Annotated in this window: 13 protein-coding genes and 4 pseudogenes; 14 read left to right on the plus strand and 3 right to left on the minus strand. The window is 57.9% G+C overall.

Translation table 11 applies throughout. The features are described from left to right. Window positions 1-116 precede the first annotated feature (116 nt). From VSR72_RS38490 to VSR72_RS38510, 5 genes and pseudogenes are all read left to right on the plus strand, one after another. The gene (locus VSR72_RS38490) at window positions 117-719 is read left to right on the plus strand and encodes a reverse transcriptase domain-containing protein (protein WP_342957479.1); all 603 of its coding nucleotides are present in this window, start codon (window positions 117-119) and stop codon (window positions 717-719) included. Then, window positions 716-1,170: pseudogene (locus VSR72_RS38495) on the plus strand (SDR family NAD(P)-dependent oxidoreductase); the annotation flags it as partial. The gene VSR72_RS38490 and the pseudogene VSR72_RS38495, both read left to right, overlap by 4 nt. A gap of 1,281 nt (window positions 1,171-2,451) precedes the next feature. Further along, window positions 2,452-3,711 carry an acyl-CoA dehydrogenase family protein gene (locus VSR72_RS38500; RefSeq protein WP_342957443.1) on the plus strand — a complete coding sequence of 420 codons (1,260 nt, stop codon included), beginning with the start codon at window positions 2,452-2,454 and terminating at the stop codon, window positions 3,709-3,711. A gap of 244 nt (window positions 3,712-3,955) precedes the next feature. Further along, complete coding sequence (locus VSR72_RS38505) at window positions 3,956-4,981, plus strand: aldo/keto reductase (RefSeq protein WP_342957444.1); 1,026 nt, start codon at window positions 3,956-3,958, stop codon at window positions 4,979-4,981. A 750-nt stretch (window positions 4,982-5,731) separates the two neighbouring features. After that, window positions 5,732-6,538: a class I SAM-dependent methyltransferase gene (locus tag VSR72_RS38510; RefSeq protein ID WP_342957445.1), complete on the plus strand. Its 807-nt coding sequence runs from the start codon at window positions 5,732-5,734 to the stop codon at window positions 6,536-6,538. A gap of 74 nt (window positions 6,539-6,612) precedes the next feature. Here VSR72_RS38510 and VSR72_RS38515 read toward each other — a convergent pair. Further along, a protein-coding gene (locus VSR72_RS38515; protein WP_342957446.1) for an IS5 family transposase occupies window positions 6,613-7,448 on the minus strand; the annotation gives its coding sequence in 2 pieces (ribosomal slippage) (window positions 6,613-7,076 and window positions 7,076-7,448; 837 coding nt in all). Between the two features lie 43 nt (window positions 7,449-7,491). Further along, window positions 7,492-7,747: pseudogene (locus VSR72_RS38520) on the minus strand (hypothetical protein); the annotation flags it as partial. 639 nt (window positions 7,748-8,386) lie between these two features. Here VSR72_RS38520 and VSR72_RS38525 point away from each other — a divergent pair. From VSR72_RS38525 to VSR72_RS38565, 9 genes and pseudogenes are all read left to right on the plus strand, one after another. Further along, on the plus strand, window positions 8,387-8,713 hold the full coding sequence (locus VSR72_RS38525; protein WP_342957447.1) for a universal stress protein: 327 nt from the start codon (window positions 8,387-8,389) through the stop codon (window positions 8,711-8,713). A gap of 235 nt (window positions 8,714-8,948) precedes the next feature. Then, window positions 8,949-10,263: pseudogene (locus VSR72_RS38530) on the plus strand (IS701 family transposase). 242 nt (window positions 10,264-10,505) lie between these two features. Then, window positions 10,506-10,766 (plus strand): annotated as a pseudogene (locus tag VSR72_RS38535) (hypothetical protein); the annotation flags it as partial. Between the two features lie 202 nt (window positions 10,767-10,968). After that, on the plus strand, window positions 10,969-11,910 hold the full coding sequence (locus VSR72_RS38540) for an EamA family transporter (protein ID WP_342957448.1): 942 nt from the start codon (window positions 10,969-10,971) through the stop codon (window positions 11,908-11,910). Between the two features lie 158 nt (window positions 11,911-12,068). Beyond that, on the plus strand, window positions 12,069-12,764 hold the full coding sequence (locus VSR72_RS38545) for an iron-containing redox enzyme family protein (protein ID WP_342957449.1): 696 nt from the start codon (window positions 12,069-12,071) through the stop codon (window positions 12,762-12,764). Window positions 12,765-12,774: 10 nt separating this feature from the next. Beyond that, a complete protein-coding gene (locus tag VSR72_RS38550) occupies window positions 12,775-14,013 on the plus strand; it encodes an ATP-grasp domain-containing protein (RefSeq protein ID WP_342957450.1) in 1,239 nt (412 codons plus the stop codon). Between the two features lie 38 nt (window positions 14,014-14,051). Next, window positions 14,052-15,332, plus strand: a complete 1,281-nt coding sequence (locus tag VSR72_RS38555) for an ATP-grasp domain-containing protein (RefSeq protein ID WP_342957451.1) — start codon at window positions 14,052-14,054, stop codon at window positions 15,330-15,332. Between the two features lie 277 nt (window positions 15,333-15,609). After that, entirely contained in the window at window positions 15,610-16,101 is a 492-nt protein-coding gene (locus VSR72_RS38560; protein WP_342957452.1) for a hypothetical protein, read from the plus strand. A 116-nt stretch (window positions 16,102-16,217) separates the two neighbouring features. Continuing rightward, entirely contained in the window at window positions 16,218-16,727 is a 510-nt protein-coding gene (locus tag VSR72_RS38565) for a transposase (RefSeq protein ID WP_342957480.1), read from the plus strand. Window positions 16,728-18,105: 1,378 nt separating this feature from the next. Here VSR72_RS38565 and VSR72_RS38570 read toward each other — a convergent pair. Further along, entirely contained in the window at window positions 18,106-18,999 is an 894-nt protein-coding gene (locus tag VSR72_RS38570) for a hypothetical protein (protein ID WP_342957453.1), read from the minus strand. Window position 19,000: the final 1 nt, after the last annotated feature.

Raw genomic sequence — 19,000 nt, forward strand, 5'->3', positions numbered from 1 at the left:
CGTGAAGCATCGGGTGGCGGACCCGAGAGTTATTCGCCGATCGGCAAATGGCTTGATGCTGGGGTGCTGGACAATGGCCGGCTGATGTCGGTACAGGCCGGTACGCCTTGGGTTCAGTGATCTCCCCATTACTCGCCAATATCTATTTGCACTATGTGTTTGATTTTTGGATAGAGCGGTGGCAGCGTCTGTGTGCCCGCGGCACGGTGATTGCGTCGCGGTACGCGGACGATACGGTGGTGGGCTTCCAGGACGAAGCAGATGCGCTGCTGCTGATGAAGGAACTGCGGCAACGCATGGAGGAATTCGACCTCATGCTGCACTCGGAGAAGAACCGTCTGCTGCAGTTTGGTCGGTATGCGGCCGAGCGGCGAAGGCATAAGGGCATGGGCAAGCCGGAGACGTTTGCTTATCTGGGTTTCACCCACATAAGTGGGACGTCACTCAACGGCAGTTTCCAGCTCAAACAGAAGAGCCGCAAGGACCGGCTGCGCGCGAAGCTCAAGCATGTCAAGGAGCACATGCGCCTGCATATCCACGAACTGATCGCCTCACAAGGGCGCTGGCTGGCGCAGATCGTTCTGGGCTACTTTGCGTACCATGCCGTTCCGACTGGCGGGGCGTCTGGTGCAAAGTTGGAGTGGTCCCAAGAATTCACGGCATCACCCCGACGAAGAAGGAAAGCTCATGCCCCAAGCGCCCCCCTCACACGCCCATGATTCTGCTCATCGGTGCCTCACTCGGACGTGGCCATGCCATGGCGGCTGAGTTTCTGAAGAAGGGATGGAGCGTCATGGGTAAAGTCCGCGCTGGCAGCGGCTGGACCCCGCTGCATGCGCTGGCCGATGAGCATCGGGAAAGGTCGAGATCGAGACTGTGGACATCACCCGGCCCGATGAGATCCGGGCCCTGCGCGAGCGCGTGTCCAACCGGACGTTCGACATTCTGTTCGTGAACGCCGGTACCACCAATCCGGATCCAACCCAAACTATCGGCGAGGTATCGACCGCGGATTACGTGAAGCTCATGCTCGCCAATGCACTCAGCCCGATGCGGCTGGTGGAATGCCTGTCCGATCTTGTTCCGCCCACGGGCCTGATCGGGGTCATGTCGTCCGGACAAGGCAGCATTGCGGACAACGAGTCCGGCCAGCGAGGGGTCTTCCATGGCTTTACGTTCACTGGTTGTATGTCGGGCTTCTTCCAGAAGGACACGAGTCTGTCGAGACCACTCAAGTCTATCTGCACGCACATCTAGCCATTGAAGAAGCTGCACTGGCGAAGTTCCTCCCGCACAAGATGCACAGCCGGGTCGATATCATGCGAGCGGCCGACTGCTAGCGTTTCTCGACGCCCTTTGAACGTACGGAACGGACTATGCCGAATCAGAAGCACGGGCGTTTTCCTGAACGCACGTGCCATCAAGGATCCACCGAGGTCATCCCGCGCGATTCGGCATAGTTCGGTCTCGACGAGGGAGTACAGGTTGGCGCTCGCGTTTGCTCCGTCGACGGTGTCTGAGAACATCGCATGCGCCGTTGAGGTTAAATTTTGCACGAGCAGATTGCATCTGGGGCGACGATATTTTCAGAAAATCCTGACTAGCTGCCGCATATGTAACTACGCAGACTTTGTCTGCCGAACGACACCGTGAGAGGGCTCGCTAGTCCTGATAGTCAGACATTAGCGCAGCTGGGTCGACATCGGCGGTCATCCCCTTCGCGTCATGCCCACCCGCATGACCCGCCTTTTTTCGCTACATTTACTCCTTGGCAGCATGCTTTCTGCTGAGGTGTGGCTGGCCTACCGTTAAGAATCTAAACGCGGGTTAGCATCGCTCCCGCCGGGTTTGGACGGCGCCCCACCGATCGATTTCAAGCAAGCGTGCCCCGCCTACAGTTCAACGCCATGTGGATAAGACGATTGTCACGAGCGGTGAACGCGAAACCGTCAACTGGAATATCTGAGCGGTCACCCCACGGCGACGCAAAGAATGCGACATTTTTCGGAGTGAAAGCCATTTCAATTCTTTTGATATTAATTGTCTTGTGCCTCTACTAAACGCGAGGCAAACTTCTGAAACCGTGTATAAAGTATTAGATACATCGATGGACAATAGATTTGTCAACCCGAGGCCGAACCGCGAGTACTTATTTGCGCGGGCCTTGCATTCCAACCACGCTAAGCGTACAGGAGGAAAACCCATGCTCCGGCTCACCAATCCCCCGCCTACGGCCACAATTGATGCTTGCCACAGAAGTGAACGCACGCCGCCTGTCACAGAACCAGTAGCATATAGACTGCAGCCGTCCGGGTGGGCGAGTAGCACGAGAACCGCGCAATGCTGGTCAGTCGTGACGTAAGGCGCAACAACTAACCACCGCCGCACTGAGCCTGTCACAGGCAGAAGGCATGCTCGCTCATTTAATTAATCAGACACACGCCGAAACTAATGAAGCAAAGTAATGCCCTACACGAGTCAGATCGCCCGGCGCCAAAGGGACACCAAGCTGAAATTCAAGCCCTCTCTGACGACGAGGGCTTGGAGATTTCGTCAGTTGCAGCCGGCCGGATGCTTGACGCGATTCGTGCTCTTGCCCCAGCCATTCTCGCGCGCGTAACCGAAATCGAAGCCGGACGATGCATGCCGTCCGACCTTATCGAGAAATTGCGATCGATAGGGGTGTTCCGCATGTTCGTGCCACGCAGCCGTGGAGGATTAGAGTTAGATTTACCTTGGGGAATGGAAGTGATCAGCGCGTTGGCTCGGCTCGACGGGTCAGTCGGCTGGACCGCGATGATCGGCATTTCATCCGCCATTATGAGCCCTCGATTGCCGAGACAGACTTACGATCTGATGTATCAGGAGAAGTCGGACATCATCATAGCTAGTGTATCCATGCCTGGAGGCACTGCCGAGAGAGTGCCAGGTGGGTGGCGGATCAGCGGCCGTTGGCCGTTCGCCAGTTGTTGCCGCAACGCCGACTGGATGGCGGGTCTGTGTGTCATGTCGGAAGGAGGAAAGCCACTCCGTGGACCGGCAGGGGATGCCGGTCCACCCTTGGTCCGGGGCGTCGCGTTGCCGGCCTCGGCTTGGCATATTGAAGACACTTGGCACGCCTCCGGCCTCAGAGGTACCGGCAGTCACCACATAGCCCTACAGAACGTACTCGCGTCGGAGGCCAATTTTTTCGACTTTCCGGCTGGCGCATCATGCGAACCGGGACCGCTTTATCAAGCGTGGCGGCACCTCCAGTCGGTTCTTATTGGCGCGGTCTGCGTAGGCATCGCGGAGGGCGCGTTGTCGGATGTTGCCGAGCTCGCCCACAGCGGCAGGCAACAACTTCGAGCGCCGGCTCCTATGCGCGACTCGGAGATGGTCTTGGGTGAGCTGGGTCGAATTGAGGCAGATGTGCGTGCGGCGCGGGCGGCCATGCAGGTTCAGGCGCAGAGTCACTGGCGGCACGCCTTGGCCGGCACGCTGAATGGCCAAGTGCTGTACAGCGAGGGCATACAGACTGGAATCTGGATTGCGACGATCTGTGCCCACGCAGCGCATGCCTGCTTTACCCTGGCCGGCGGTGTCGCAGTGTATGAATCTTCACCACTTCAGCGGCGGCTGCGCGATCTGCAGGCGGCTGCGCAACACGCCATGGTCCACCAGCGGCACTACGCGGAAGCTGGTCGGATGCTGATGGAGCGGGTCGTATGAACGTCAAGGTCGGACAAATGGCCATAGAACGGATCGGGGAACGGCAGGAAGCTTTAGGAGTGGCAGGCCTGCGTATCAGCCTTCCGCATGGCCATACTCAGCGAATTCTAAGCGCGCCAACCTGCAGATCAGTCGGCTTTCCTCCTATATGGTTAGTTATCCGATCTGAGTTGGCAATGCCAGTTCACCCCCTCGCAAGCACAGCGGGGCCGCACCATGATGACCGTTATAAGGCGCAACAAAGATGCAGAGAATCCAGCTCACCCCAAACTACGAGATTTCACGAGTGATCCACGGAGGCTGGCAACTCGCGAGTGGCCACTGCACGCGCCGAAGCGAAGATCCCGTGGCGGATCTAGTGGCCTTCGCGGATGCCGGAATAACCACCTTCGACTGTGCCGACATCTATACCGGGGTCGAAGAACTGATCGGTCATTTTAGAAGGCGCTATCGCGATCTGCGAGGGGAAGAGGCCCTCGCCCGAATCAAAGTCCATACCAAATTTGTGCCGCATTTAGACATACTACGGCGCATCAACAAGTCTTATGTCGAGAGGGTGATCGACCAGTCACTGCAACGCCTCAATCAGGAGCGGCTCGACCTCGTACAACTCCACTGGTGGGAATACCGAGAGCCACGTTGGATCGAGGCGGCGCTGTGGCTCGATGATCTTCGCCTCACCGGCAAGATTGATAAGATCGGCGGCACCAATTTCGACACTTACCATATGCTGGAGATCGTGAATGCAGGAGTGCCGTTTACCTGCATGCAAGTGCAGTATTCGCTGCTCGACCGACGTCCAGCGCGGCGAATGGCTGCGGCGGCAGTCGAGTACGGTATCCCCCTTCTGTGCTATGGAACCGTGGCTGGCGGCTTCCTCGGCGACAGATGGTTCGGCGCACCGGAACCGACATGGGAGCCGGAGAACCGTTCGCTGGTCAAATATAAGCGGATTATCGACGACATCGGCGGTTGGGATCTATTCCAGGCCCTTCTGACAATGCTCCGCCAGATCGCGGACCGGCACGGAACCGACATCGCCACAGTCGCCAGCGCTGCGATGCTCGAACGACCGGGGGTGGCGGCCGTCATCATCGGCGCGCGCGACCGCACCCATCTAGCCTCGAACGTCGCCATCTCCGGTCTCACCTTGACCGCCAAGGATATGGACCTTATCACCGGAGTTCTGGCAGAAACGAGGGAGCTTGAGGGGGATGTCTATGGGCTGGAGCGCGACGACCAAAACGGTAATCGCACCCGCAAACCCTGATTCACCTCAATCTAGGCCGGTATCTGGATGTAAGTTGGAGAGAGTTGAATGAGAAACGCTTTACCGCCTAAGCCGGCCTTCGGCATCTTGGACGACGACGATTTGCGCAATTGGACAACAATACGCGGACCGCATCGGTCTAGCCGAAGCCTGTCAACAGCGAGGCTTTTACGCTTACCGCTCTGGCGGAGCACCATTTTACGGCCCATTGACGACGCCGTTCTTGTCGAGCGTCGCACAGCACGCCGCGGAACTTCGTCTCGGCCCTCTAGTCATGCTGCTTATAGCCTTCATCATCCGCTACTTGCGCTTGAAGAGATCTGCATGCTTTATCACCTGATCGGTGGTTCGAGACAGCACAGGCTCGGCTCTCTTCCGATCGAGCTGGGTTACTTCGGGATAGATGTGGACGCGGTTCCAGAACGTTACTTCAAAGCGAGCGAGATTCTAATGGAGGCGATAAAAGGGTGGCGCCCTTTCGTATCGGGACCACCGTTTTCAGCTAGACAACGGCCCTTTGACTGATGCCTCATCAACGTCCGTGCCCACCGCCACCAACGGACCAGAGTCTGCGGGATGGGCCGCTGCAAACGGCGCAAATATCGCATCTGCAACACCCGCGTCGTCTTTCGCAAGACGGCCCCTAGAAGGCGAAAACCCGAGGGTACATCACCAGGGGCCAAGACGAGAGCATAACGGTTGAAAACGCCGCGTCACTCAATCGAAATGAAGAATTCTCAAGGAGGCAATATGGGTTACATCATAAAAACGGATGACAGTGCCAGGCTAAGACTCGGCATCCAAAACCGGTTATACGAACAGTCCAGTGTTGACCTTATAAGCAGAGCCGGCACGCTCCGCGGTAGGAAGATCCTTGAAGTTGGCTGCGGTAGTGGCGCAATGACACTGAATCTGGCACGCGCGGCTGGACCTCAAGGAACGGTGACGGCTATAGATAACAGTCCGGCGCAGCTAGATGCGTCCCGCGAATTGATAGCAGAAAGTGGTTTCGAGAATGTTCGCTTTTTCGAAGGTGACATTAATTGCCTGGATCATTTTGATAACTCATATGACTTAGTCTATTGTCGGATGGTGCTGCATCATGTGGCGGATGCTGATCACGCGATCCGTGAAATGGTGAATGCGCTCTGCCCAGATGGCCATTTGCTGTGCGAAGAGCCGGTGATTCATGACGGTTCATTCTGTTTTCCACCGTCTGAAGCGATCGATGAGTTTATAAGAATGTTAAGATCTTGTTTTATCGTGAACGGCCGTGATTACAATATCGCCTTCCGGATGGAGAGTTTTATCAGGAATCTCGGTTTGGAAATTGAACATAGCCGCCTATATCACCCGTTACTCAATTCAGCCCAAGATAGGTTGCTTTATGCGATGAGCTTGAGTGACCTCGCGCCGCAGATGATAAAAAACGGAATAATCGATCCCTCGTCAGTTTCTGAACTTCATGAAAAACTAGTGCACGTGGCGAATTCTGAGACAACAATGACTTGGGCGAGGATGCACAGCGTTCTGGCACGGAATTGTTCAAAGGCTTAGAGACGGCTTCATAAAATTGTTGGGCTTGCTGAAAGGGTGTTCCAGCAGATCACCCAACAGTCAGCTTAGAGGTGTTAACAGAATGACTTTTGCAGGTGTCGCCAGCATATGATGCAGCAGGCAATTCTGGGGAAAGCCTCGTGGATGAAAGCGAGCTGTTCGAAGCGGATGCGCAGTCGGCGGAAGTTGTGAAGCCACGAGATGGTCCGCTCCACAACCCAGCGTGTTTTGCCTAGCCCACTACCATGAGGCTGACCACGTCGAGCGATTTCGGTTGCAATGCCGGCGACATGCAGTGGACGTCGATATTTGTCGTGGTCGTAGCCTCTATCGCCCTGAACGACCCGAGGCTTTGATAGTGGTTTGCCACGCTTGCCACGAATCGGCGGAATTGCCTCGACCAGCGCTTGAAGTTGCGTGACGTCGTTGCGGTTGGCGCCGGTCAGAATCACCGCGAGCGGGATGCCCTGCGCTTCGGTGATGAGATGGTGCTTTGAACCGGGTCGCGCGCGGTCTGTGGGATTCGGTCCTGTTTTTGACCTGAGCCCACAGCGCGGATTGAAGAGGAATCGACGATGACGCGAGGCCAGTCGATTTGGTCGGCTGCGCGCAATCCGATTTGGTCGGCTGCGCGCAATCGCGCAAGCAGCACCTCGTGCAACTGCTCCCAGACGCCAGCGGCTTGCCAGTCACGTAGGCGACGCCAGCAACTCATGCCGCTGCCGCAACCCATCTCGCGAGGTAGCAGGTCCCAACGCAGGCCTGTCTGCAAGACGAAGAGAATGCCGGTGAACACCGCACGGTTGTCGAGCGGCTTGCGCCCCGGATAACGGGTTCGTCGTAGTTTGGGCGGGGGCAGCAACGGTTCGATGAGTGCCCACAGTTCGTCGTCGAGTATCGGCTTGGCCATGTCCTTTTCGTCGTCGAAACAAAGAAAAGGTTAACAGTATTCATCAAGGGTTCACAGCCCCTTCGTTCTTTTTGTTAAGGGTTCTTAGAAGGCGCTTTGCAGCTCTGTTAACGGCTGCGCAGTGGAAGACAATAAGCGGGGAGAACACGACGAAATGCAAACCAGCCAAGGTTTTTGGCCAAACCCTCATAGTCTCTGGCCAGTCGTCTGAGGCGGTTGAGCCAGCTGCGCTCCTCCACCCAACGACGCAGCAACAGTACAAAGCCTTCATTTGCCTCCGGCAACCTGACCACGCGAAGCTCGATGCCTTCATCGCGAGCGGCCTCTGCGGGTTCTTCGCCGGTGTACTACCTGGTCAGCGAACGCGATTCTCACCGTCTCCCCCGCAGCCTGCTGGACCTGTCGCGCCAGTTCCCCGATCTATGCACGCTCCTGTTCACTGGGCGGCGCCACATGCCCGCCCAGTGATTGCCCCACGGGCATGTGCACCTACTGTCTTGCTTGAACTTCTACCCGTGATAGCCTGCGCGTGGACCACGCTAGCACTTCGACTGCAGCGTGCGTCCATCGAGAATGACCACACTGGACCACTGACCCCGGCGATCGTGCGTCACACGGATAATCAAGCGCAGATCACTTACCATTGATTTGAAACAGCCTGTCTGGAACCAGCGCTGCGTCTACTGGTAGACCGTCTCCCAAGGCGGAAAGTCATTGGGGGTTAGTTTCCCCAGTCTGGCTTACTGCCGCAGCCCTCTCCCATAGCATCGGAAGCCTGATTTCGACGAAGTAATAGGATTGATTCGCGAAATATCAACTTCAAAAGTCTAACGGACTCCTAGTGTCTAACTACCAAAGCATTCTTGTTTATTACGACGGATCGGAAGAAAGCGAGCAAGCTCTGAATCGTATTCCCGAGCTACGCTGACAAGGAGGGTGTGAACGACATTTCCACTGCACTCATATCGACAGCTGGGATCGTGACCGACCTTGCTTATTCAATATATGTAAGCAATACATCACAGTTGCTGGACAACGCGCTGTGTCGTCTGAAAAGCGAAGGTATTAGGGCGAGCGGCTACCTTTCTCACGGTACAGTGGTCGAAAGTGTCGTGCACTACGCAGAGCAATTGAATGCTGGTTTGATCGTGGTGGGATTTCGCCATCGTCAAGGAATCTCAGGGCTATGGCGTGGCCGCCCTTGGCAATTCGATTTGATCGAACGTTTGGTTGGCCGAATGGTTGTTATTGTCTCTCAAACCTGACGCCAGCATTGAGATTCCGTCGGGTTTTCGCCTTCCAGAGGCCTCTGGTTACGCGGCCACATCCTTGGCCTGCTAGCCTGAAGAATGAACGGGGGCATGCTACGCGAGACCGTACCCATCAGGAAGCGATGGTCGGGGAAAGCTCACATATCCTTAGTCTTACTGTGTCAAAAAAGCCATTTGCAGCAAAGCGATACCTGGCAGTATTAAATAGTACAGACTTCGGGCGATCGCGATGAGAGAAGATGTCGATGAATTTGACGCGTATCTAAGCCATCTGGCGCAGGCGTTAGTGCACGCCGATCGCCATGCCGGCCTCAAGGGTTACTGTTCGGGCCTGGTCATGCCGTTGTCACGCAAGAGCGTCGAGCCGATGGCCGCGCATATTGACCCACTTCACGCGAGCGCGAAACACCAGTCACTCCATCATTTTGTGGCCAAGGCGGAATGGTCTGACCGGGCGGTCCTGCAGCGGGTACGCGAATGGGTGATGCCCGCGTTAGACCTGCACGCTGCTGAAGAGGCTGGCTATTACTGGATTATTGACGACACGGGCTTCCCGAAAAAGGGCAAGCATTCGGTCGGCGTAGCGCGGCAATACTGTGGGCAACTGGGCAAACAGGATAACTGCCAAATCGCCGTGAGCCTGTCGATCACGACGCAACGCGGCAGCCTGCCAATTGCGTGGCAGCTGTATGTGCCCAAGGAATGGATTGACGGCCGGGAACGAGCGCGTCTTGCAGGCATTCCCGACGATCTCGCCTTCGAGACCAAGCCGCAGATTGCGCTGGCCCAACTCCGGGAGGCTGTAGCATCCGGCGTTGCGCCGGGCATTGTGCTCGCGGATGCCGGGTACGGCGTCGAAACCGCTTTCCGGGAAAGCGTAACTGAACTGGGTTTGTTGTACGCGGTAGGGATCCGGCCGGCCACCTCTGTGTGGGCACCCGGTACGGCGCCACTTCCGCCCAAGCCCTGGAGTGGGCGCTGCAAACCCCCGACATTGCTACGCCGCGCGCCCGGTCATGAACCGCTCGCAGTGAAGGAACTGGCCATGCAATTACCCGAAAACGCCTGGCAGACCGTAACCTGGCGGGAAGGTAGCAACGCAGCACTTTCCTCACGCTTTGCCGCCGTACGGGTTCGTCCCGCACATCGCGACAATTGGCGAAGTACCGTTCGCGACGAAGAATGGCTGCTTATTGAATGGCCTGATGGCGATACGGAGCCACTCAAATACTTTCTCACTACCGCCCCCGAAGAGGCGACCTGGAGCAGTTTGTGTTCGTGACCAAAATTCGCTGGCGCATCGAGCGCGACTATCAGGACCTGAAGCAGGAGTTCGGTCTCGGTCATTATGAAGGGCGAGGCTGGCGTGGCTTTCACCATCACGCCACACTGAGTATCGCAGCGTATGGGTTTCTGATGGCTCAGCGACTCAGAATGCAATCAGATGAACATGGTAAAAAAACTTCCTTGAAAGCGCGCTGCCTACCCTTCCCTCGGATTACATCCCCCGGGGCAGTCCAGCGCGCTCAACGCCACGTTCCTGATTCGATTACTACGTTGCGCATCCTACTTGGACAAAGGCTCATGCAACGATGGCGCTCTTCCTGTACCACAATAGAGTGCGCAACTGAGTTTTTGACACAGTAAGATTAACAGGCTGTTGAAATACACCTCACCGATGCGCGGGATGCCTTTCCAAAGAGTCGCTGCGTCGGTTGGGTTTGTGTCGATTTGATACCGGACGCTCTTGCTCATAGATCAGTAAGTTAGGGAACAAATTCGGCGAATGCTGATCTATCGTGTCGTGTCACTCGATGGAGCTACGGACTGTACACGAGCCGGAAGAAGTCTGGCGCACAACATCCTCGAAGAGATGCGCATGCTCGCGCTTGAGCGGATGAATGATGGGGAACATCCCGATGCGGTTTCGGCGTCGCTTGGGCTGCATCGTTCGTGGGCATACAAGCTGCGGGCGAAGAGGCACGGAGTGCGTGCATTGCGGTCGACCCAGGCGACAGGCCGCCCGCGCAAGCTCACTCCTGCCCAGTAGCGTGCGGTCGGTTCCGTCACTTCACAAGACGTGCATTCTAGCGCTCCGCCCTTACCGCGACAAAACCACTTTACCTGAAAAACAAGCTTTTTCTGGATCGCGAATCATCAATATGATTGATGCGCACAAAAATATTAACGGCTTATACAAAGCGGATCTTCGCTGTTAGGATTCTCCCGTCGTTGCTACGGAGCCGAGTATGAGCGAAGATTTAGATGCCATCCAAGCAAATCGTATCGACACCGGGCTTGAGCCAGTTAAAGGCGATGGGTTTGATGCTAACGCCCTTGGTTCTGGGCCGTCTTCGCAACGTTTTGCCAGCGTGCTCGCGCCTGCCATGGCTATCGTATCGATGTGCAGCGTGCAGCTTGGTGCTGCATTGTCGCGACCCGTGACGATCCAATACGGTGTGCTCAGCACGACTTGGCTGCGTCTTTGTTTCGCGGGATTGGTGCTCGCGATCGTGGTGCGACCGCCGCTCCATACCTACTCCCGACAGCGCTGGATCGCCGCTTTCGTTCTCGGTAGCGCCATGGCCGGCATGACGCTGTGCTACTTCGAAGCCGTGCAGCGCGTGCCCCTTGGTCTCGGAGTCGCCATCAGCTTCATTGGCCCCCTCATCGTCGCGACGGCTGGCATCCGCAAATTCCGGATGCTAGTGTGGCCCATGGTCGCGATGGTCGGCGTCGTCCTGATTGCGCGGCAGGACGGCATATGGACCACCTCGTTCGCCGCGCTGGTCTTTCCGATTGGCGCTGCGCTCGGCTGGGCAACCTACATCGTGATGATGAAACGAGTCGGCACGCTGTTCGATGGCCTGCAGGGGCTCTCGATGTCGCTGATCGTCGCGGCCCTTGTCACCACGCCGTTTGGTCTTGCGCAAAGCGGTGGCCATCTGCCCGCCGCTCAACTGATTGACGCAGCATATCTCGCGGTACTCGTGCCGCTCCTGCCCTACGTCCTCGAAATGTTCGCGCTGCGGCGCATGACGGCGTCCGCGTTCGGCATTCTGATGAGCGTCGAACCCGCCATTGCCTCCGCAATCGGCTTTGTCGTCCTCGGTCAGCTTATGACGGGCTTGCAAAGCATCGGCACGTTGCTCGTGGTCAGCGCCAGCATAGCCTGCGGTCGCCAAAAATAGCCCGGTGTTGCTGGCAGTTGGATCGTCGTCTCGCACTGCATTTTCTTCCAAGTCTTCGAATGTTGCCGAGACACTAACTGCGGATGATTCGCTTCGTCGTTGTATGTGTCGCGCTCGCGATGCTGTTTCCCTTCATGTAGTTTTACTGGAGACTGAAAATGGCCCACCAAGATCGTGCCCGCTTCGAACTGGTTGCAGACTGTGAAATGCAGGCGCTCTTTTCCGCCTCGCCCGACACCGCCGCGTTTCACCGCGGCGAATGGATCGACCGCGAATACTATCGGCGGCATCTCGTCGAGACAGTGCTGCGCATCCGCCTGAACAATGAAGTCGATGCATTCGCGCTCTACAAGATCGGCTTCAAGGACAATCAACTCGCGCAGATCCTCGCGCAATACCTCGCCGAGGAATACGGCCACGAAGGACTCTTTCTGCGCGACATCGAAAAATTCGGCCTCACCGCCGAACAGATTGACACCATTCAGCCGCTCCACTCGACCAGCAAGCTGATCAATTATCTGTATCTCAGCATCGAACGCGATGGCCCGTTGCCGACGATGGTGTGGAACTGGTTCGTCGAATGGTATTCGGACCGCTACAATAAGACGATCACCGACGCTGCGGGTCGAGCCTTCGGCCACCACGCCGTTAAGGGTTCACTTGGCCATATCCAATACGACGAATCGCACGACCACGACGATCTGATGTGGGGCGCCCTCCAGCGGGCGATCGACGGATGGGGTGGCATCGACAAGGCCGAAATGCATCTGCGCAACTTCATCGGCTTGGTCGGCGATTACTTCGACGAACTGAAGGCAGAAACCGGGCGCCAGTCGGAAGTGCTCGTCGCATGAGGAGCGCATCGTGGCTATTGTCGTAGTAGAGCCTGTCTCATCGGGCACCGCGCTGATCGCTGCAGCGCAGCGGCTCGGGCACCCGGTACACGTGTTCTGCGCAGATACTCGCATCGTGCCGCCAACGCACCTACGGACCGTCGCGTCGCTGACGAGTGTCGACACTGGCTCGGCTGATGACGTCGCTGCGGCAGTGCGGACAGTCGGAGGCATCGACGCGCTCGTTCCCGGCTTTGAGTACGCGGTCGACGTCGTCGCGCAGACGGCCGCGCAATTGGGGTTACCTCATCTAGCGCCCGAAGCGGCCGCGCTCACACGCGACAAATACCGTAGCCGCCAGCGACTTAGCATGTCCGGGCTTGCCGTGCCGCGTTTCGCGTCGATCGCGAAGCGTGGCGACGTCACCCGCGCGGCGGTGCACGTCGGATTTCCTGCCGTTGTGAAGCCGGTCGATGGTTGCGGCAGCCTACTGGTGCGCCGCGTCGATTCACTCGCGCAGTTGCACGCGACGATCGACAGCGTTGCGAGTCGATCTGTGCCGGACATGGGCCACGAAGTTGGTCAAGCAATGATGCTTGAACAGTATCTCGACGGACCCGAATACAGCGTAGAAGGCTACGTCGGTTCGCTCGGTCCGCGCGTGCTTGCCGTTACCGAAAAGATCCTCGGGCCCGAGCCTTACTTCGTCGAGATGGGACATGTGGTCGACGCTAAGCTCGACGACCGCGACCGAGCTCGCCTGAGCGCGTATGTCGAAGCGGTGGCGAGACAGATCGGCCTGACGCTGGGCGTGTTTCATGCGGAAGTGCGTATGACGCGCGACGGTCCCACGCTGATCGAAATCGCCGCGCGGCTCGGTGGCGACCGGATCTACCGGCTCGTTGAGCTAGCTAAGTCAATCTCGCTCCCGGAAGTCATGCTCCGCAGCTATCTCGGGGAACGGGATCCGGCACCGGGATACTGCCACCGGCGGAGCACGCAGGTAAGCGGCGTCCGGTTTCTCGCACCCGAGGCAGCCGGGTCGTTCGTCGGTGTCAGCGGGCTTGACGATGTGCGTGCGCAGCCTGGCTTCCAAGAAGCGGAAATCTATCCGTGCACCGGCGACTGGGTATCGCCGCCGACTGACTTCCGTGGCCGGGTCGGCCACGTGCTATTTACCGCGCCCGATCGCCCCACGCTCGAACGCCGACTGAACGACGCGCAATGCGCGCTCGAAATAGGGTTGACATTGAAGGACGACTCGCGATGACGTACACCCCCTTCCCCCGCCGTACCCGAAGCGTCGTAATGAATCGCTGGTCCGACGATTTTGCCGCCTATCACCGATACATCAATCACGAAGCGCACGACGTTGCCTATCTGTGCACACCGGAAGGCGCGAAAGCTCTCGAAGCGACACGCATCTCGCACATCGAGATCCTCCCGGACTTCAACGATATGCACAGGCTACACGCGGCGTTCGACGCATGCCGCACTAGGCTGAACGGCGTCGACCGACTGATCGCGCTGTCCGAATTCGACCTGCTCGCCGCGGCGCAGCTGCGGGAGACCTTCGACGTCCCGGGCGACCGGCCCGCCACCGCAGCACGCTTTCGCGACAAGACGGTGATGAAGCGCGTCGTCAGTGCGGCCGGTCTGCGCGTGCCGCAGTTCGTCGAACTGAACGATCAGGACGACGCGCTCGCCACTGTCGCCGGGCTGCGGTATCCGCTTGTCGTCAAGCCGCGAACCGGCGCGGCAAGCGTCGGTGTCCACCGGGTCGATTCGGTGGAACAGTTCGATGCGCTCCTGCCCCGACTTACGGGCAGCTCGTACGAATGCGAGGAGTTCATCGAAGGGCCGATCTATCACGTTGACGGTATCGTCTCGAGCGGCAAGCCGTTGCTGATCCGGGCGTCGCGCTACCTTAACTCATGCCTCGACTTCGCCAATGGCAAACCGCTCGGCTCGATAATGTTGCAGCCTGGACCGTCGAACGACGAACTGCTCGCGTTCGCGCAAACGAGTCTTCGCGCCCTGTCGCTGGTGGACGGCGCCTTTCATCTCGAAGTGATTCGCGGCGGCGACGGCCTGTATTTCCTTGAGATCGGCGCGCGCGTAGGCGGCGGCGAAATTCCGTTCCTGTTCCGCGATCTCTACGGCATTAACCTGTTCAGCTTGTGGGTTCGTCAGCAACTCAACTTCGGGACGCCGCTCGGATCCGAGCTAGGCGTAGGGGCAGCGGCCCGCTCCACCGAGCTAGGAGGGTTTCTGATGCTCCCCGGGGCGACCGGTAGCCGCCTCGTGCGAGCCGTTGTCCCGGACGGTATCGCACCGCTGTATGCGGCCATTACGCCGAAGGCAAATCATGTCTTCGACGGCAAGGGCGGCTACGACGAGATCCTCGGCCGGTTTCGCTACCGCGGTCGATCGGAAGATGAGATTGATGCAGCGATCGCCGCAACCTTGGAGCGCTTCCAATACGAGCTCGGCGATATCGATGCCCCTCGCCGCCCCGCTTGGCCGCGCGGGCATTGGCATGATGGCAATTCTCCATTGCCCGAAAATGCGCCGTCACGCTGGCGATGAGGCGCTCGTTAGAAGCGGACAATGAACGCGACGAAATCGCTTTACCGCGGCCACCGGTTCCCTGCTGTTATGATCAGCTGCGCTGTTGACCGACACTTCTGGTTCGAAGCGAGGCGCCGTACTCATGTACGGAACCAACGATCCGTTGCTGGCATGACACGTCCGGCTCTGGATTGGCTCGGTTCGCAGCAATAGATACTATGGAGGGGCCGTGGAAGTAAGCCTCCTGGAGTAAAACGGAGATTCCAACACCCGTTTTCCCGAGAGGAGTACGCAAATGAATGCGCCTCGCACGGCCCTTCATGGGCAGGATACAACCATCACCGGATCGCTGTATGTCGCCTTTGAACTGGGTGACAGGAGCTGGAAGCTCTCGCTGGGCGGTGGGGTGCGCTCGCCGAGCCGCTGCACAGTGGCCGCTGGCGATACGGCCGCAGTCTTCACGGCGATTTCAAAGGCCAAAGCGCGCTGTCATCTGACCATCGATGCCCCGGTGCGCAGCTGTTATGAAGCCGGGCGTAACGGTTTCTGGCTGCGCCGCTGCCTGGAAGGACATCAGATCACGAACCTGGTGGTGGATTCAGCCAGTATCGAAGTGAACCGGCGCAGACGTCGCGCCAAGACCGACCGTCTCGACAGCGACAAGCTGCTGTCAATGCTGATGTGTTACTACGGTGGTGAGCGCCGGGTTTGGGCGGTCGCACGTATCCCCATCCCCGAACAGGAAGATGAGCGGCGGGTACACCGTGAACTCGATCGCCTGCGGTAGGAGCGCACTGCCCATAGCAACCGCATCCGCTCGCTGCTGGTACTCCACAACCTGCGGCCCGAGCGAATCGGTGGCCGCGCGTGGGCGCAGCACACCACACAGCTGTTGCCAGCCCTGTGCGCCGAGATCGAACGCGAATTCGAACGGCTGTTGCTCGCTGCCAGGCAGATCAGGGCGCTCGAGGTACAGCAGCAGCGCGAGGTGCGCAACCCGCGATTGCGCGGCTCGCGCGCCTTGCGGGTATCGGCACTGGCAGTGCATGGGTCCTGATCAGGGAACTGTTCGGTTGGCGGCAGTTTCACAACCGCCGTGAAGTGGCCGGCTGCCTGGGCTTGGCCCCGACGCCCTATGCCAGCGGCGCCAGTGAGGTTGAGCAGGGCATCAGCAAGATCGGCGACAAGCGAGCCAGATGGCTGATGGTGGAGCTGGTTGCGCTTCCGCGCAGCAGCCAGCTAAGCGACTGGTTCAACGAGCGCTTTGCAAGCGGCGGCAAGCGTATGCGACGCATCGGCATTGTGGCACTTGCCAGACGTCTGGCGGTCGCGCTATGGCGCTATCTGGAATTCGGTGAGATTCCCCTCTGGGCAACCCTCAAGCCCCCTGCCAAGAAGGTGACAGCGACCTGAGTAGCCAACGTCGAGCGGCAACAGCGTTTGAAGGTTCGGCGCGCCCGGACAGTAAGCGGGTTACCTTCGCAGGTAACCGTAGTTCTAGATGGGGTGCGTCCATAAGGGGGGGCCAGCGCCTTGCGCATGCGGTATGTGGTGCCCGGTCTCGTGCCGGCACGGATAGAAGTTGGCCCGGTCAAGTGTCCGGACTTCAGACACCCGACCACACTACTGTTCTCGCTTGATATGGAGGATTGCGAAACATGTGATCGAGCAGGTTATCCACCGTCGGCCAGCGTCGTGGTCGTAAAAGGCGACCCCGCCGGTCGGCCGTGGATAACCTGTTGCACTCTCGATGGGAGATAACTGACGGAAAAACGGATCGAGAAAGGGCTTGCCTTCCATTGCCCCATAGAAGTCTTATTGTGTCACAAAATAAATTTTCAGCGAAGAGATACCTAGTATTATTGAATAATACAAACTCCGGGCCGTCGCGATGAGAGAAGGTGTCGACGAATTTGACGCGTATCTGAATCATCTGGGGCAGGTGTTAGGGCACGCCGATCGTCGTTCCGGCCTCAAGGGTTACTGTTCGGGCCTGGTGTTGCCGCTTTCGCGCAAGAGCTTCGAGCCCCCGCAGGATCAGACCAGTCTGCCTTGGCCACAAAGTGGTGGAGTGACTGGCGTTTCGCACTCGCGTGAAGTGGGTTAATGTGCGCGGCCAGTAATTGAAGCCTAACACGGTAACAACAACGTCGGTTGATGTATGTCATGTCCTTCACTCGTGCTGAGGTAACGATATTCCGTGATTTAGATAGATGGCATGAACGCCGCCCTCCCTTCGGGGAACGCACGAGGAAGCTGAAATCGCGGGAATCGAGTCGTCTACCGATGCCACTTGCCCGATGCGCCAAAGTCGCGTTGTTGGCTCTTATTTCCGAAGCGTAGCCCCCATGGCTACCATCATCTACGGTAGAGAGCGCCAAGCAGTATGGCCGGTCGTAACGCCATTCCTACCACGGCGAGACATAGATGAAGTCGGAGCGCGGCACGCTCGTCTCCGAAGCCGTCGGCGAACCCGCTTGCCGCGAACCGCACCACGCGGCCCTTGCAGCTTCCTCAGGATCCCTGACCGTTCAGCGTACCCACAATGCCTTCCCGGCTCATCCGCTTCCTGACCGAACTCACGAGCCGCCACCTCCAGAATGGCGCACTCCGACTGCAGCGAGTCGTGCACCGCTTGGTTCTTTAAAACTTAGTCCGCAACGAGCCAACGGCTCTCTCACCAATCGCTCGTTTGCATTGAAAACAAGTGACAAGGGGGCGCCCCTACGGCGACAGCCATCACCAACCCAGAACCATGAGTCTAGAAAAGATTCAAGTTTCACGCCAGCAGCTATCTCGTCATCGATGGAAGTGATGTACTCGCCGCCTTAACATAGAAACTGACTAGCAAGTCATGCATCTGCTGACGACTCACATCGTCAGCATACCCCATGTGACCACCAGGGTACCGGATCCGTGTATAGTTCGATTGCATTTGCGATTGCGGCACCTGGCCACCCTTGGGATCGAAAACGTATCGCATGTCCCAATCGACCTTCGCGGCGGGAACGACGGCATCGTAATACCCGGCAGCGGTCAACACTTGCATTTTGGGATTGATCGCCATTTCATCCGCGATAAAAATCGTTGCGTCCGGAAACGGAAGCTGGGAACCATCGGGGTAACTCGTGATTCTGTTCCAGGCCGAGGCAATTATTTGATTCATTCCTTGATATCCGGAAACGGCCTGGTATTTAAGGGTGTTATACACGTACGATGCAAATATCGGAGTGTATGCAGAGAGGTCGTCAACCGACGGATCCCATGTCAAGTAATTGGTCATGGTTTGCGAAATATTACCCCCCGCCAGACTTTTTCTTAAATCATACGCGCCCAATGTCTTCCCACCCACCATAGCGTTCGTAATGGCGATCGGATTTTGTGTGCTCAAATCGTTGGCAAGACCCGTGCGCGCGTCCTCGAGGTACTCGTCGAGAAGGTAGGTCCAGCCCGGTCGTTCGTAAAAGTGATGATGCGCGTCGATGATCGGCATATCGGGTTCGAGCGCCGCTTCGGCACCGGAGGCGAGCCAGTCGACACGAACGGGCAGGTAGTTGTTGGTTATACTCACGGAATGCGTTTCCTCTTTTGCAAATGCAAGACGCGCGCTGATAGCGGGCAACAACATCGATGTTGCGAGAGCACCGAGGACCTGACGGCGTCGGGACGAGGGACGTGGCTCCATT

Source organism: Paraburkholderia sp. JHI869, assembly GCF_038900775.1.
Taxonomy (GTDB): Bacteria; Pseudomonadota; Gammaproteobacteria; order Burkholderiales; family Burkholderiaceae; genus Paraburkholderia.